This is a genomic window from Kribbella sp. NPDC026596 (assembly GCF_040638415.1).
Lineage (GTDB): Bacteria > Actinomycetota > Actinomycetes > Propionibacteriales > Kribbellaceae > Kribbella.
The window spans coordinates 34,503-48,575 of sequence record NZ_JBEZYF010000033.1; the positions used below are offsets into that span (position 1 = coordinate 34,503).

Genomic DNA, 14,073 nt, shown 5'->3' on the forward strand with positions numbered 1-14,073 from the left:
TCACTCCTTCTAAAGTAGATATATTTTGACTTTAGAAGCGAGCACGGTTTTCGTCAATGGGAGTTGGCTTTAGAATCAGTTCGTGGACGAGACCAGAGAAGCCCGGATCTTGGCGGTCGCTACGTTGGAGGAACCGACCCGGCGGCGCCTGTACGACCACGTCGTACGCCAGACCGCCGCCGTGACCCGGGACGAGGCAGCTACGGCGCTGGGTCTGCCGCGCGCTACCGCCGCGTTCCATCTCGACCGCCTCGCCGCCGAGGGGCTACTCGACGTCGTTTACGAGCGTCGCAGCGGCCGGTCGGGCCCCGGTGCGGGCCGACCGGCGAAGCTGTACCGACGATCGGAGCGGCATGTCGAGGTGTCCCTGCCCGAACATCGCTACAACCTGGCGGGAGACCTGCTGGCGGCGGCCATCGAGGACGCCGAGGCCACCGGAGAATCGCCACGAACAGCGCTCGAGCGGCGTGCCCGCCAACTCGGCAACGAACTCGCGGCCGCTGCCCCGGGCACTGCCGGCGCCGGAACCAGTTCCGATGCCGTGATGCGCATCCTCGAAGCGCATGGCTTCGAGCCACGCGTCGATGATCGGGTGATCGTGCTTGGCAACTGCCCGTTCCACACGCTGGCCCAGGACCACACCGACCTGATCTGTGAGATGAACCTTTGCTTGCTCGACGGACTGCTGGCAGGCCTCGACGCCACGCAACTACAGGCCCAGCTCAAGCCGGAGCCCGGCCACTGCTGTGTCCGCCTCGAGCCCAACCCGACATTGGCTTCATAAGCCTGCGCCGCTCCCTCCGTACTGACTTCCGAACGAGGCGACGGTCATTACGTCGAGCCCTCTCCTTCCCCCTCGAAACCGGCGGCCTCCTCAAGGTCCGGATGGTGCAGGTCGAACGCCGGGCTCTCGGACCGGATCCGCGGCAGCCGCTCGAAGTTGTGCCGCGGCGGCGGCGAACTGGTCGCCCACTCCAGCGACCGGCCCCAGCCCCACGGGTCGTCGACGCCGACCTGCGGCGACTTGCGCGACTTGTAGATGTTGTAGAGGAACGGCAGAGTCGAGGCGCCGAGGATGAAGGCGCCGACGCTGGACACCTCGTTCAGGGTCGTGAAGCCCTCGTTGGCGCCGTACGACGCGTAGCGCCGCGGCATGCCCTCGACGCCCAGCCAGTGCTGCACCAGGAACGTGGTGTGGAAGCCGATGAACAGCAACCAGAAGTGCAACTTGCCCAGCTTCTCGTCGAGCATCCGGCCGGTGAACTTCGGCCACCAGAAGTAGAACCCGGCGAACATCGCGAACACGACCGTCCCGAAGACGACATAGTGGAAGTGCGCGACCACGAAGTAGGTGTCTGTGACGTGGTAGTCCAAGACCGGCGACGCCAGGATGACCCCGGTCAGACCACCGAACAGAAAAGTCGTCATGAAGCCGAGCGACCACAGCATCGGGGTCTCGAACGACACCGAGCCGCCCCAGATCGTGCCGATCCAGTTGAAGAACTTCACCCCGGTCGGGACCGCGATCATGAATGACATGAACGAGAAGAACGGCAGACTGACGCCGCCGGTGACGAACATGTGGTGGGCCCACACGGTCGCTGACAGCGCGGCGATCGCCATGGTCGCGCCGACCAGGCCGAGGTAGCCGAAGACCGGCTTGCGACTGAACACCGGCAAAATCTCGGTCACGATGCCGAAGAACGGCAACGCGATGATGTACACCTCAGGTACATGTGGCCGATCAGCTTGTGGTCGGTCGTGGTCAGCCATCTCACGGCTGCCCCGCCAAGTCGGCGGCGTGGTGCCGCTCGTTCGGCGAGTCCGACCCTGGCCGTCACCGACCAAGGACGGTCCTGGTGGGCACCGACGTGCGTCAACTGCTCGTGGAGCGGATCGCTGTCGTCGGCCTGAGCAGTCCCCACGGGCCGACTCACCAGTTCGCCGGCGGGTCGCTGGCCGGGAACGAATCCTCGCCCCACACGTCGACGATGTCACGCGGCAGTCGCAGCGGCGACGTCGCAGGAAGCCGTCGCTGCTCCTCGAGCTCGCGGCGAGACGATTGCGAGCCGGCGGCGTGCCAGTCAGGTGGTCCGCTAGGTGGTGCCACCGGATCCTGGTCGTTCATCGAAACCTCCTCGTCGCCACGGATCGCGGAGCCGCGATGTCCCACGCCTCCGGGTCCGCACGATCCCAACGATGCCGTCCCGCACGCGGAGTGAACACGTGCCCGATCGGCGAAGGGAGATCTCCCTCGTTGCCGGGGATCGGCAACCTCGCATCCTGGCTGAGAATCCGGCCCCGTTGGTGGGCGAAGGACCTCAGGGTCAGGGCTCGATCAGGCCTACCCGGATTGCGTAGCGGGCGAGCTCCAAGCGGTCGCGGAGTCCAAGCTTCTGGAGCATGTTCGCCCGGTGCCGCTCGACCGTTTTGATGCTGATGAACAGAGTCTCGGCGATCTCCTTCGAAGAATGTCCCTCGGCGACGAGTTTGAGGACCTCCTCCTCGCGGGCGGTCAGTATCTGCTCCGGGATCGTCTGACCGAGCCGGACACGGTTCAGGTAGTTGCGGATCAGCGCGTTCACCGCTCCCGGGTAGAGGAAAGGCTCGCCCCGCATGGCTGCGTGGCAGGCCTCTACCAGGTCCCGGTCGGCCACCGACTTCAGCACGTATCCCGCGGCTCCGGCCCTGAGCGCCTGGAAGAAGTACTGCTCGTTGTCGTACATCGTCAGCATGAGGATTCGCAGGTCGGGCCGTCGCGTCGACAGCTCACGCGCAGCCTGCAGGCCGGTCATCCGTGGCATCGCGATGTCGAGAATCGCCAGGTCGATCTCCGTGGACAGGGCCAGGTCGACGGCTTCCTTTCCATCACCGGCTTCGGCGACCACCGTGAGGCCCGGTTTGCTGTCCAGGATCAGCCGGATGCCCCGTCGTACCAGCGCATGATCGTCTGCGAGCAGGATGCGGATCGCTTCCGATGCAGCCATGCTCAGGCTCCGTTCCGCTCGCGAGGCACCACTAGGTTCACCTCGGTGCCACCGGTCGGCGAGGCACCGAGATCCAGTGTGGCGCCGACAAGCAGGGCACGCTCCCGCATGCCACGGATTCCGGCGCCCTCGTGGGCCAGACCGAGGCCGCGGCCGTCGTCACGGATCCGGAGACCTACGACTGCGTCGCTGTGCCGCAGGGAGATCTCAACGCGGGCAGCCTCGGCGTGGCGGGCGACGTTCGTCAGTCCCTCCTGGGCGACCCGATACACGACCAGTTCGGTCTGCTCGTCCAACGCGGGTAGCCCAGGCTGGAAATCGTGAAGTATCGCGAGGCCGGTATGCATGGACAGGTCGGTGACCAGTGCGGTCAACGCACTCACCAGACCGAGATCCTCGAGCACGCCCGGTCGCAGCCGGCGCGCCAGTCGGCGTACTTCGTCGAGGCTCTCCCGGGTCGTCTCCTCGGCGTGTTCCAGGTCCGCGCGCAGGTCGGCGTCGTCCACCCGTTCGGCAGCGTGTATGAGTTCCAGCAAGACAGCGGTCAGGCTCTGGCCGACCTCATCGTGAAGCTCCTGTGCAATCCGTCGACGCTCCGCCTCCTGAGCCGACAGCGCCCGGGTATTGCTGGCCGCACGTTCAGCCTCCAACCGCGCCAGCATGTCGTTGAAGGCTCGGATCAACTGCGAAACCCCACCCTGCCCGGCAACCGGCAGACGCTGCCCGGGTCGCAGCAGATCGACCGTCGCCATCCGACGGCTCAGCCGGTCCAACGGAGCCAGGCCCACCTGCAGTAGTACGGCGTTCGCGATGAGCATGACCACCAATCCGCCCAGCAGCACCAGGGCTTCGGTGAACACCACCGGAACAGACACCGTCACCGGCGCCCACAGCAACAATGCTGTCGCGGCGGCAAGCACCACCGCGTTCAGCGCGAAGATGCGCCAGAACAATGGCACCGAAAGCACCCCTTCCTTCGCTGACGCAGTCTCCTGACTCGGCAGATACAGAGCAGGCGGTGTGCGGGCCATCAGCAGACGTGACACACCATCCAGCCTGCCTGCAACCGCACCGCAAGTCGATCCGGCCTGACACTCATCTGCCGACCGCTACCTGCAGGTCTCCGCGCGCACGAAATGGGTGTCAGGCCCGATGGTCAACGATCGCAGCATCGCCGATGGTGGAGACAGAACCAAAACACGAGCCTCAAGACGGGCGACGCAAGACTGCCGGCGTACGCAATGCCTCCTGATGCGTACGCCGGCCTCCCGTTGCCGTCCCCTTGAAAGGATCCGATGCAAGTGACCACCCACCTGGGCCGCGCCCCGAACCTCACCAAGCACGACGCCCTCCAGCGCCTCGAACACGAGCGCAACTCCCGCCTTGCCCAACTCAGGGCGATCGAGGAGTCCGCACCGCACGCGGACAAGGATCTGCAGGAGGCTCAAACGGCGGCGATCGAGCGGGTGCTCGAAGAGATCGAAGCTGCCGGGGAACGTCTGGCGGATGGCTCCTACGGAACCTGCGGCAGTTGCCGAACCTCCATACCCGTCGAGCGCCTCGAGATCTTGCCGTACGTGCGCTTCTGCGTCGGGTGTCAGCAACGCGTCAGCTGAGCACACCAGGTCTGCGCCCGCCTTCCCGATCGAGCGTTGCCTTCGCCTCCACTCTAGGAGCTTCCGTCGTGGCCCATCAGGTCTCCGCAGTCGACAACAACCGACTCGATCTCGCGGAACTCGCCGTTCTCCGGGCGAGCCTGCACGAAGATCGCCGGTTCCGACTTCAACAACTTCAAGACATCGCCCGGAGCGCCGCCGATATCGTCGAAACGACAAGCTCCCCCGACACCGCGGCGCACAGCGAGATCCGTCACAAACTCGCAGTCGCCGCACAAACCGCGCTGGCCGAAACCGAGGCCGCGCTTGCCCGAATGGACGCGGGCCGCTACGGCGGATGCGGCCGGTGTGGCAGCACCATCGCTCTCCACCGCCTGTATGCCCACCCCCAGACGCGTTACTGCGCGCGGTGTCAGCTTTTCCTCGAGATGCAACGATGAGCGGACTGCGCAGAATGGGGGCAGTCCGTCCGGGCGCCTGGCCATGGAGCCGGCTCCGCCCGGGACTGGCGCTCGATCTCGGCAGCGTGCGTACCCGCGCCTGGGTTCCCCACCATGGCCTGATCGTCGATGCCCCCACGATGACGACATCGCATGCCGGTGTCAGCTATCCCATCTCGCGGGGCAGAGTCACCGACGTGCCAGGCACCGCTCGCATGCTCTGTCGGCTTCTTCTCGGCCGTGCAGATCGCGCACCGCGGCCCGAGCTGATCGTCGTGACGATTCCTGTCCTCTGCCCCGAGGCCGATCGGCACGGAGTCATCGCGGCGGTCGAGATCCTCGAGCCCCGCACCGTCATCACCATTGACGGTGTCAAGGCAGCCGCGATCGGCGCCACGACCGACCTGGCCAGACCTCTGCTTGTCATCGACCTGGGAGCCCAGCTGACAGAAGTAGCCGTCCTGGCAGACGGATCGGTGGTCGAGGCACGCCGCACGCCCCACGGCACGGCTGATCTTCGCACCTCGATGACGGTCGACAATCTCGTCGAAGACATCCGCGACATGGTGGCTGACCTGCTGAGCCATGACTGCGGCCCACAGGTCGTCGACGCGCTCGACAGAGGACCATTGCTGGCCGGTGGTGGCGCCTTGCTCCCGGCCATCACCTACCAACTGTCCAAACAACTCTCATGCATGGCTCAACCAGCACCAGCCCCGTACACAGTCGCCCTCCGCGGCGCGAGTACCGTCGCCCTCGCCGCCCGCCGTCACCCGGGCATTTCCTGATGGTCAGAGCAACGGCTACTGCGTTGAAGAGTGGCCCCCACCGGAGTCGCTACGTCCCTACCGGGATCGCCGGGCCCTCGCGGAACGCTGACGTCCTATCACGGCTGCCATGCCGGGTCGCCACAACCTGTGGGTAGTCCGCCCCACTCTGGTTGTGCCGACCCGGCCGTCTCCAAGGGCTCGGCCAACGCAGCGGTGATGATGCGGGCCCGGCGTTCCCGTTCGGCCTCAGCCTGGCGCGACATCGACCGTCACGTTGTCACGGGTAATGCCGTCCTGCGCGGGGACCGGCATCGTGATGATCTGCATGTTCACCTTCTGCAGCCGATCGGCAATCGGCACCAGTAGCACCAAGCCGGGCTGCCGGATCTCCGGGCGCACCCGACCGAACCGGAACACCACCCCTCGCTCGAACTGCCTGACCACACGAACGCTCATGGCCGCCCCGATCAGGCAGACGACGAATGCCACGAGCACCACGTCAAAGACGATCATTCTTGCTCCGTTGGAAAGGGCTCCGCGGTGTCGTCACCGACGAACCCGCAGGCACAACTGGTTGTGCGGAGTTCCTGCGGCGAGCTTCCGGGCCGCACAGAGCCAATGATCGCGTCGAATGCACGGACTCGGTAGGGGCTCTGTCGGCGAACGCCGAACATGCTCATTGCCGAGTACCGGCAACCTCGCCCGCCGGCTCCGCGCCACGGGTGTAGCCGAAGAGTGCTGAACACAATGCCGCTAGGAGTCGGCCTCCGGCTGGCCGGAAGGCTAGGTTGAAGGAGGCTGTTCAGTTTCTGGAGGTCGCTCGTCAGTCGTCTGCCTCCGAACATCACGCTGCAACAGGTAGCTGTCCGCCATGACAACTGCGTCCGCCTGGCCGGCCACCGCGTGGAAACGCCGCACGGTGGTATCCGACGCGGCGTTGGGATCCGCGTGCACCGGGTCGATCGTAGGTGGCTCCAACGCGGTGGCCCTCTCGTCGGACGAGTGTCCGATGTATTCCTCGAGGAGGTGCACAGTTGCCGGCACTTCCGTACGTATGAGCGCCGCGAAGCTCGGCTGCGTCAGCGGAACCCACCTCAGGCCGGCGCCCGGAGGGTCTGCCTCAGCGCGCGGGCAGGTGTGGATTCACTGCGGGAGTCAGGAACGCGAGAGCGCGGTCGGCCCACTCCTTGCGTGGGGCGCCGAACCTGAGGACCTCGGCGAGGTAGGCGCCGACCAATATGCCGAGCACGGTGTCGGGGTCGACGTTCGCGCGAAGCCGGCCTGTCTTGATGTCGAGGTTCATCAGGTCGGCGAGGGAATTCAACCGGATGGCCAGTCGTGCGCGTACTGCGGCGGTGAAGCTGGGATCGCTGTTGGCGATGATGGCGGCGGTAGCTCCCGGGCCGAGTCGATTCTCAAGGATCTCCTGCAGTGGTGACTCCACTCGCTTCACCGGCGACCGCGACCTCACCAAGGTCCGCGAACTCAACCCGCCGCTGCAGTCCCTCGACGAGTGGCTGGCCAAGCGCAAGGCCGCCTTCAAGCTCGAGCCCACGCTGTAAGACAAACCTGATCGAAGGGAGAGCGTGGTGGAGAGCGCTCTCCTCTTCCTTCGGGTGGTGGGGGGGCGGAGAATGTCGGTAGGTTGCGGATCGGTGGGGGTCCCGGGCCGGAGCTGTGGGGTGCAGCGACCGGAAGTCCGTACCCAGGTCAGGCCAGGTGGCCTGGAGGGGGTTCGATGACCAGGATTCTCGTTGTCGACGACGAGCCCGACCTGCTCGGATTCGTCCGCAGTGCGCTGGAGGCGGAAGGCTTCCACGTGACCACGGCCACGGACGGTACGGACGGGCTCCGCCAAGCCCTCACCGGCAAGCCCGATCTGGTCATTCTCGACCTGCTGATGCCCGGACTCGACGGCCAGGCGGTGCTGACCGCGTTGCTGACCCACGACCGGTCCACCAGGATCCTGGTGCTGTCCGCGACCGAGGACCGGCAGGTGCGGGTCGCCTGCCTCGAGCAGGGTGCGGTCGACTTCTTGGCTAAACCCTTCGTGGTCCGGGAGCTGATCGCCCGAGTGCGGTCGCGGCTGCTGTCGCCCGCACCCGCGGGCGCGCCTTGGCTCCCGGAAGTGCTGCGGGTAGGCGAGATCCTGCTCGACACCAGGACACGACGCCTGCAGGTCGGCGAGCGGACCGCCGAGCTGCCGCAGCGCGAGTTCCTGTTGCTGCAGCACCTGATGCGCAACCCGGACACCGTGTGCTCCCGGCAGGAGTTGCTGTCCGAGGTGTGGGGCTACGACTTCGACCCGGCGACCAACCTGGTCGACGTGTGCGTCGCCCGGCTCCGGTCCAAGCTCCGCAGCGACGTCATCCGGACGGTGCGCAATGTCGGCTATCAGCTACAAACCGCGTGAGAACGCGACGCTCGCCGGGCCGGCGGTCCGGACCGGGCACCGGGTCCGGCTGAGCCGCGGGCGGCTCGTCGACGGCCTGCTGGCCACCTTCATCCTCGTCATGCTCCTGCTGATGATCGGCATGCCCGGTGAGGAGACGATTCCGTACCACTTCCTGTTCCTCAGTCTCACCATCGTGTACGGCTTCCGGGTCTGGCCGCTGTGGCCGACCATCGTGGTGACCGTGGTGGTGACCGGCGCGACCGGGTGGGTGCTCGGGGCGCACGCGCTGAGCGGGATCATCGACCGGGCCGAGCTCGCCGAGGTGCCGTTGATGCCTGCGCTGTTCGTCGCGATGGTCTGGCACGCCCAGCGCCGGGCCGCGGCCTTGCGCCAGGTGGAGCGGATGGCCGACCAGCGCCGGGCCAGTCTCGACCGCGAGCGGGGGTTCCTCCGGGATACCTCACACGCGATCCGCACACCGATCACGATCGCTCGCGGCCACCTGGAGCTGGCCGGCGCGGCGAGGTCGGCGGCGGCCACGCGACCGCACATCGAGGTCGCACTCCGGCAGCTGGACCGGATGTCCGCACTGTCCAACCGCCTGCTGGCACTGGCCCGGCTGGACGCCGGTGAGGAGCTGGACCGCCGGCCGACCGACGTCGCCGCGCTGGTCGGCGAGATCGGCCGGAACTGGACCGCGAACACCGATCGGGTCTGGTCGGTCGAATGCCGGCCGACCGGGACGATGCGCGTCGATCCGGACTGGCTGGAGCTCGCCCTCGACGCACTGGTCGAGAACGCCGTGCACTTCACCGCGTCCGGTGACACGATCCGGCTCGGTTGTACGTCGTCCGCCGGGCAGACCGCGATCTCCGTCGACGACTCCGGACCGGGGATCGAGTCCGACGACCTGCCGTACGTGTTCGAGCGGTTCTGGCATCGGCGTCCGGACCAGGGGCCGATGGGCAGTGGCCTCGGTCTGCCGATGGCCCGTGCCATCGCCGAGGCACACGGTGGGACGTTGCAGGCCACGGCCAGTCCGGACGGCGGCGCGCGGTTCGTGCTGACCATCCCCCACACCGGGTGATGGTCAGCGAACCACCACGTGGCCGACCTGCGCTGAGCCCAGCAACACGGTGACCTTCGTGCCGCGGCGGATCCAGTTGCCCGGGTTCTCGAACACCAGGTAGTACGTCTCCCCCGAGGTGTACTTGCCCGTGTGGGCGTGGTTCATCAGCAGGTCGCGCACGACCAGACCGGTGTCCTCGTCGATCAGTGCGGGCGGTGTGGCTGCGTCGTGCAGGCTGTTCGCCCGGTTGGGATCGAGGACCTGGAACCGTAGATCGAGCAGCCCGCCTCCGCCCGTCACGGCGACGCGAGTGATGCGTACGCCGCTGCGTTGGGCGAGCCCATCGGCGTCCACCGGCGTACGTCCCCAGGCGATCTGGGCCACCGGGGCCGGCGCCGCCGCGGACTGGTCGCTCCGATCGCTCGAGAGGAACCAGACCGCCAGCGCGCCGGCGACCAGCGCCACGCCGGTCACGACACCCAGGCTCCGTGTCAGCCGGCTCATGGCTGGATGAAGACCACCATGCCGCCACCGGTCAGCGGTGTGGGCGACGTGGTGAGCTGAGGACCGTTGGTCAGATGCAGTTGGCGGTTGAACAGCGGGAAGCCGTGGCTGCTGGGCGGAGTGCCCGCGGGCACGACCACGATGGTGTCTTCGGTGGCACCGGCCGGGATCGTCTCCGTACTGGCACTGAACGGGTTCGTCAGCAGTCTGGCATCGCGGGCGACGACCTGCTGGTGTGTGCCGAGCAGAGTCATCGACGTGTTGTCGTAACCGGCATTGAGGTACCGCAGCAGGACCCGTTGACCCGCGGCCGCCGCGATCGGCGGAGTGCCGGGGTACGAGGTCCCGTTGACGAACCAGTACGTCGCGCGGAAGTTCTGCAGGTCGAATGTCGCCGGTGCGGCGTTGAACGCGGGATCCACCGCGGTCAGCACCAGGACGGCTTCGATGTCGTACGCCGTTGTCGCGGAAGCGTAGGCCTGGTTGGTAGTGGTCGTATGCACCAGCAGCGCGCCCGACAGGCCCATGGCCTCCTGGCGTCCGGCGTCACCGCCGCTCTGGTACAGGTAGGTGCCCGGCTGCGCCGTGAAGGACCGGCTGACGGCGGCACCGGGCGCCGCGTCGGTCGGTCCGGGGTCGAACGTCACTCCGGGAATCTCGAACGACAGCACATGTCCGGCGGGCAAGGCGTTCCGGACCGTGATGGTGACCACGTCTCCAGCCGTGACCTCGAGTTTCGGTCCAGGCAGGCTCGCAGTCGCCGTCGCGCAGTTGCCTGGCGTTGTCGGCGTACCGAATCCCCAGATGGGGACTGTGCCACCACCGGGCAGCGGTGCGGTCCCCGGTACGGCGCACAGCTCGATCGCCACGATGGCCGCGGTCGCCGAGCCACCCACACACGTCAGGCCGAACACGGCCAGCACGAGGACCAGCAGGACCCGGGCCCCGCGGTGGACGGTTGTACGCATCGCCGCTCTCCTTTGCCACTCGTGCCCGGTCATGGCGCGTCGTACACGATCTTCATCAGGTCGCCCCAGGTCGAGAACGTCGTCGGCGCGGGTGCGGTGTATCGCTGGGTGTGGACGAGCACTCGGACCTGGCCGGCGTACGACCCGGTGCCGATGTAGGCGCTCGCCGGCCCCGGCAGCGTCCACGTGGAGCTGACGTCCGGGGTAGAGCCGACGCCCTGGGGTTGGGCGGGTGGTGCCGGCAGCGTCGTCCAGCCCGCGGAGGTCGCCGTACTGCAGCCGGCCGCGCCGGCCACCGTCCAGTTGCAGATCTTGACGGTCTGCAACGGCAGGTTGGTGGTGACTGCCGGACAGGTGGCTGTCGTGGTGACGCCACAGTTACGGCCCTCGTAGATCACCTTGAGGTTCGCGCTGCCGGCCGGTACGCCACCGAACGCGCCGTACCAGTCGGTCGCGAGGGCGGTCACGACCGCACCGCTCAGGTGAGTCGCCGCCACTGTGCCGAGTTGACCACGTGTCACCGTCCAGGTGGTGGTCGCCTGGCCGCCGGTCACCTGCAGGACTTCGTTGTCGATGCGAACGAAGTACGAGCCGGTAGTGGGGAATCCGGCGGCCGAGGCGACCGTGATCGACGTCTGACCCGAGGTGGTGGCTGTCGGGCGCGTCGTCGTCTTGGGATTGAGCTGGTAGTAGACGTCGTCGGACTGACCGAGTGCGGCGACCGAGCCGGACTTCAGAGTGGCCCCGATCAGCGAGGACGAGGTCGCTGAGCCGAAGCAGCCACCCGCCGGGTCGACGCGGAGCAGTGTGCCCATGCCGCCGAAGCCCTGGTCGAAGTTGGTGAACTCGTTCAGCGCGTGGCTGTGCAGCGGGAAGTACCACTCACCGCAGGCGTTCTGGGACACGGTGCCGACCGGCAGAGTCCCCTTGTAGCCCAGGTACGGCGATCCGCTGTACCAGGTGTTGCCGTCCTTGAAGAACAGGTTGCGGTAGTTCGGCTGGGCGACCGGCAGCGGGTTCGCGGTCGGGTTCCAGTTGTCCACGTCGTCCCAGCGGAGCAGGAAGTCCTCGGTCTGCCCGGAGCCGATCGTCTCGCCGAAGTGCTCGGTGGACGCGACCAGCCGGCCGTCCTGCGCGATCTGCCGGGTGTGGTTGCCGTGCGGGTGGAACGGGTGGTTGACCGCACCGACGTTGATCATCCGGATCAGCGCGGGGCGGTTGTCGGCGGCGGAGTTCGGCTGGAGCCGGACCAGTGCGCCGTACGGCTGGTTCGGCAGCAAGGCGGAGCCGTTGTCCTGGATGGTGTCCGGGAACTCGCGGCCGTTGATCGCGAAGTACCGGTTCCGCAGCGCGTTGACGTCGTACGTGCCGCCGACCTCGACCGCGTGGTGCAGGTCGGGGTCGATGTCGCTGAGCAGCAGCAGGTACTCGCGGCTCGGTGCGAACTGGGTCGCCGCGTCGGCGTAGGCGAAGTCGTCGCCCAGCGTCGGCCGGACGATCAGCGCACCGGCCAGGCCCATCTCGAGTTGCTTGGCGACGTCCGATCCGCTCTCGTACAGATAGGTCCCGGGCTGGCCCGCGGTGAACGTGTAGGTGATGTCAGCACCCGCGGCGACCTCGGTGGTGAGCAGGCCGGCGCTGCCGGCGCTCGGGGCTACCGTGCTGTCCTGGCCGGGGAAGACGATGGAGGTTGCCTCAGGCAAGTTGTTGTGCAGGTTCACGACCACCGTCTGGCCCTGCGTCGCGCACAGCACCGGTCCGGGACTCTGGAAGTGCCCGCCGGCCGGCGAGTAGCTCCACATCAGGACACTGTTGCCGTCCGGCGTGTCGATCGTGCCCGCGGACGCGACCAGGTCGAAGGTCCGCGTCGAGCCCACTACCGTGCCCGGCGTACAGATCATGCCGATCGGTGCGACAGCCTCGGGCTGCGCGCTGGCGCTCAGCGAGGCGATCGGGACCAGGAGACCGGCGGCGAGCGCCAGACCGGCCAGTGACCGGCGGATGCGGGGCAAAGTACTGCGTGTCATCGTCGCCTCCTGCTCAGACATAGGTCTGGCTCACGACGGTCTGCGCCGGCAGCGGGGTCAGATACACCCGTACCTCGGTCATCATTCCGCTCGGGCCGGGTGCGCCGAGGCTGGACAACCTGCGCCAGTCCCGGTTCTTGAAGAAGTAGACGTTGTAGCTGCCACGCCCGTCGCTCCCGGACGGTCTGGCCGCGGAGTACGCCGGTGCGTCGAACAGCACGTCCCGCGCCTCACCCGGACCGATGTACAGCGTGTTCGTCCAGTACGACGTGTCCGTGCTGCCGTTGCGCAGCAGAGACGCATCCTGGCCGATCACGTGCATCGGGATGCCGGGCAGCTGCATCGCGTGCTGCTGGTAGCCCAGGTTCGCCAGTCGGAGCAGGACCCGGTCCCCCGGATTCACCTGGATCAGAGCGGAGTTCGGCAGGCTGTAGTCGGGGGCATCGTCGTAGTTCGGGTTCGGTGTCGCGATCCGCAGGGTCGGCGGCAGCGACAGGTCGTCGTTCGGCAGTGTCGTCTGCGGGTAGCAGCGTCCGTTCAGGACGAACCACTGTGGCTCGTAGTCGGTGGCGATCGACTCCTGGATGTCCCGGTCGCCGTCGTGGAAGTTGCTCCAGTACTCGTTGAGCAAGATCGCGAAGTGCCGGTGGTAGCCGGTAGACCCGTCACCGTCGTTGTAGGCGAACCGCGAGAACCCGCCGACCGTCGTACCGTCCTGGAGCGGGCGGACGAAGACGATGCCGGTCATCCCCATCTGAACGTGCTCGACGTCTTCGAAGTGACAGTGGTACATGTACGTGCCCTCGCGGTGCGGGCGGTAGAAGTACGTCAACTGCTTGCCGATCGGCACCGCCACCGAGACCTCGGGGACACCATCGTTCAGTGGCGACGGTACGTCGAAGCCGTGCCAGTGCACGGTGTGCGAGTCGGTCAGATCGGGCCGCTGGACCAGGCCCAGGTTGGTCAGCGTGATCTTCACGTCGTCGTTCTGCTTGACGTCGATGGTCGGCGCGCTGGTCTGGGCATGGCCCTTGTACTGCGTGATGAGCTGGTCCACCGTGGCCGACGGGTTCACCGGGATGAACCCGAAGATGTACAGCGGATCGTCCTCACGGCCGGGCGCCGTGACGTAGCCGTCCGTGGCGGCCAGCGCCAGGGTGGTCGTGGCCGCCGCGGCGGCGCCGGTCCCGCGGACCAGGCCGGCGCCGACCCCGCCGAGGGCGAGGGTGCCCAGCGCACCCAGGCCGGTGGCCTTCAGGAAGTCCCGGCGTCCGAAGCCGGTCGGGTGCGAGCTCAT

16 protein-coding genes and 1 pseudogene are annotated in these 14,073 nt (G+C 67.3%); 7 read left to right on the forward strand and 10 right to left on the reverse strand.

Features of this window, described 5'->3' with window-relative positions; genetic code table 11:
• The first annotated feature begins 82 nt into the window (after nucleotides 1-82).
• Nucleotides 83-784, forward strand: coding sequence for a helix-turn-helix domain-containing protein (locus tag AB0E63_RS25815; RefSeq protein WP_360371249.1), 702 nt, complete (start codon nucleotides 83-85; stop codon nucleotides 782-784).
• A gap of 47 nt (nucleotides 785-831) precedes the next feature.
• Here AB0E63_RS25815 and AB0E63_RS25820 read toward each other — a convergent pair.
• From AB0E63_RS25820 to AB0E63_RS25835, 4 genes and pseudogenes are all read right to left on the reverse strand, one after another.
• Nucleotides 832-1,731: pseudogene (locus AB0E63_RS25820) on the reverse strand (cbb3-type cytochrome c oxidase subunit I); the annotation flags it as partial.
• Between the two features lie 202 nt (nucleotides 1,732-1,933).
• Complete coding sequence (locus AB0E63_RS25825) at nucleotides 1,934-2,128, reverse strand: hypothetical protein (RefSeq protein ID WP_360371253.1); 195 nt, start codon at nucleotides 2,126-2,128, stop codon at nucleotides 1,934-1,936.
• A 199-nt stretch (nucleotides 2,129-2,327) separates the two neighbouring features.
• On the reverse strand, nucleotides 2,328-2,987 hold the full coding sequence (locus AB0E63_RS25830) for a response regulator transcription factor (protein ID WP_360371256.1): 660 nt from the start codon (nucleotides 2,985-2,987) through the stop codon (nucleotides 2,328-2,330).
• Between the two features lie 2 nt (nucleotides 2,988-2,989).
• Nucleotides 2,990-4,033: a HAMP domain-containing sensor histidine kinase gene (locus AB0E63_RS25835; protein ID WP_360371259.1), complete on the reverse strand. Its 1,044-nt coding sequence runs from the start codon at nucleotides 4,031-4,033 to the stop codon at nucleotides 2,990-2,992.
• Between the two features lie 255 nt (nucleotides 4,034-4,288).
• On the opposite strand from AB0E63_RS25835, the gene AB0E63_RS25840 reads away from it, so the two are divergent.
• The 3 genes from AB0E63_RS25840 to AB0E63_RS25850 all read left to right on the forward strand — a co-directional run bounded on the left by AB0E63_RS25840 (nucleotide 4,289) and on the right by AB0E63_RS25850 (nucleotide 5,831).
• Nucleotides 4,289-4,603, forward strand: coding sequence for a TraR/DksA C4-type zinc finger protein (locus AB0E63_RS25840; RefSeq protein ID WP_360371262.1), 315 nt, complete (start codon nucleotides 4,289-4,291; stop codon nucleotides 4,601-4,603).
• A gap of 68 nt (nucleotides 4,604-4,671) precedes the next feature.
• Entirely contained in the window at nucleotides 4,672-5,043 is a 372-nt protein-coding gene (locus AB0E63_RS25845) for a TraR/DksA C4-type zinc finger protein (protein ID WP_360371265.1), read from the forward strand.
• A 140-nt stretch (nucleotides 5,044-5,183) separates the two neighbouring features.
• Entirely contained in the window at nucleotides 5,184-5,831 is a 648-nt protein-coding gene (locus AB0E63_RS25850; RefSeq protein WP_360371412.1) for a rod shape-determining protein, read from the forward strand.
• A gap of 228 nt (nucleotides 5,832-6,059) precedes the next feature.
• Here AB0E63_RS25850 and AB0E63_RS25855 read toward each other — a convergent pair whose 3' ends face one another.
• A complete protein-coding gene (locus tag AB0E63_RS25855; protein ID WP_360371268.1) occupies nucleotides 6,060-6,326 on the reverse strand; it encodes an SPFH domain-containing protein in 267 nt (88 codons plus the stop codon).
• A 607-nt stretch (nucleotides 6,327-6,933) separates the two neighbouring features.
• Nucleotides 6,934-7,116: a hypothetical protein gene (locus AB0E63_RS25860; RefSeq protein WP_360371271.1), complete on the reverse strand. Its 183-nt coding sequence runs from the start codon at nucleotides 7,114-7,116 to the stop codon at nucleotides 6,934-6,936.
• 25 nt (nucleotides 7,117-7,141) lie between these two features.
• Between AB0E63_RS25860 and AB0E63_RS25865 the strand changes: the two genes are divergently transcribed.
• The 3 genes from AB0E63_RS25865 to AB0E63_RS25875 all read left to right on the forward strand — a co-directional run bounded on the left by AB0E63_RS25865 (nucleotide 7,142) and on the right by AB0E63_RS25875 (nucleotide 9,295).
• Nucleotides 7,142-7,375 (forward strand): hypothetical protein, encoded by a 234-nt coding sequence (locus tag AB0E63_RS25865; protein ID WP_360371274.1) that lies wholly within the window; start codon nucleotides 7,142-7,144, stop codon nucleotides 7,373-7,375.
• Between the two features lie 176 nt (nucleotides 7,376-7,551).
• The gene (locus tag AB0E63_RS25870; RefSeq protein ID WP_360371277.1) at nucleotides 7,552-8,226 is read left to right on the forward strand and encodes a response regulator transcription factor; all 675 of its coding nucleotides are present in this window, start codon (nucleotides 7,552-7,554) and stop codon (nucleotides 8,224-8,226) included.
• Nucleotides 8,198-9,295 carry a HAMP domain-containing sensor histidine kinase gene (locus AB0E63_RS25875; RefSeq protein WP_360371279.1) on the forward strand — a complete coding sequence of 366 codons (1,098 nt, stop codon included), beginning with the start codon at nucleotides 8,198-8,200 and terminating at the stop codon, nucleotides 9,293-9,295. Before AB0E63_RS25870 ends, AB0E63_RS25875 begins: the two co-directional genes overlap by 29 nt.
• 3 nt (nucleotides 9,296-9,298) lie before the next feature.
• On the opposite strand, the gene AB0E63_RS25880 is transcribed toward AB0E63_RS25875, so the two are convergent.
• Genes AB0E63_RS25880 through AB0E63_RS25895 form a run of 4 tightly spaced genes read right to left on the reverse strand, consistent with a single transcriptional unit; the run spans nucleotide 9,299 to nucleotide 14,073 of the window.
• Nucleotides 9,299-9,781, reverse strand: a complete 483-nt coding sequence (locus AB0E63_RS25880; RefSeq protein WP_360371281.1) for a hypothetical protein — start codon at nucleotides 9,779-9,781, stop codon at nucleotides 9,299-9,301.
• On the reverse strand, nucleotides 9,778-10,749 hold the full coding sequence (locus AB0E63_RS25885) for a multicopper oxidase domain-containing protein (RefSeq protein WP_360371283.1): 972 nt from the start codon (nucleotides 10,747-10,749) through the stop codon (nucleotides 9,778-9,780). The genes AB0E63_RS25880 and AB0E63_RS25885 overlap by 4 nt, the downstream gene beginning before the upstream one ends.
• Before the next feature lie 29 nt (nucleotides 10,750-10,778).
• Entirely contained in the window at nucleotides 10,779-12,776 is a 1,998-nt protein-coding gene (locus tag AB0E63_RS25890) for a multicopper oxidase domain-containing protein (protein ID WP_360371286.1), read from the reverse strand.
• Between the two features lie 13 nt (nucleotides 12,777-12,789).
• The gene (locus tag AB0E63_RS25895; RefSeq protein ID WP_360371289.1) at nucleotides 12,790-14,073 is read right to left on the reverse strand and encodes a multicopper oxidase domain-containing protein; all 1,284 of its coding nucleotides are present in this window, start codon (nucleotides 14,071-14,073) and stop codon (nucleotides 12,790-12,792) included.

Excerpts from the sequence above, each read along its gene's own strand:
- AB0E63_RS25825 (WP_360371253.1), bottom strand. The coding sequence starts at position 2,128 with ATGAACGACCAGGATCCGGTGGCACCACCTAGCGGACCACCTGACTGG.
- AB0E63_RS25830 (WP_360371256.1), bottom strand. The coding sequence starts at position 2,987 with ATGGCTGCATCGGAAGCGATCCGCATCCTGCTCGCAGACGATCATGCG.
- AB0E63_RS25850 (WP_360371412.1), top strand. The coding sequence starts at position 5,184 with ATGACGACATCGCATGCCGGTGTCAGCTATCCCATCTCGCGGGGCAGA.
- AB0E63_RS25855 (WP_360371268.1), bottom strand. The coding sequence starts at position 6,326 with ATGATCGTCTTTGACGTGGTGCTCGTGGCATTCGTCGTCTGCCTGATC.
- AB0E63_RS25860 (WP_360371271.1), bottom strand. The coding sequence starts at position 7,116 with ATGAACCTCGACATCAAGACAGGCCGGCTTCGCGCGAACGTCGACCCC.
- AB0E63_RS25865 (WP_360371274.1), top strand. The coding sequence starts at position 7,142 with ATGGCCAGTCGTGCGCGTACTGCGGCGGTGAAGCTGGGATCGCTGTTG.
- AB0E63_RS25870 (WP_360371277.1), top strand. The coding sequence starts at position 7,552 with ATGACCAGGATTCTCGTTGTCGACGACGAGCCCGACCTGCTCGGATTC.
- AB0E63_RS25875 (WP_360371279.1), top strand. The coding sequence starts at position 8,198 with ATGTCGGCTATCAGCTACAAACCGCGTGAGAACGCGACGCTCGCCGGG.
- AB0E63_RS25880 (WP_360371281.1), bottom strand. The coding sequence starts at position 9,781 with ATGAGCCGGCTGACACGGAGCCTGGGTGTCGTGACCGGCGTGGCGCTG.
- AB0E63_RS25885 (WP_360371283.1), bottom strand. The coding sequence starts at position 10,749 with ATGCGTACAACCGTCCACCGCGGGGCCCGGGTCCTGCTGGTCCTCGTG.
- AB0E63_RS25890 (WP_360371286.1), bottom strand. The coding sequence starts at position 12,776 with ATGACACGCAGTACTTTGCCCCGCATCCGCCGGTCACTGGCCGGTCTG.
- AB0E63_RS25895 (WP_360371289.1), bottom strand. The coding sequence starts at position 14,073 with ATGAGCTCGCACCCGACCGGCTTCGGACGCCGGGACTTCCTGAAGGCC.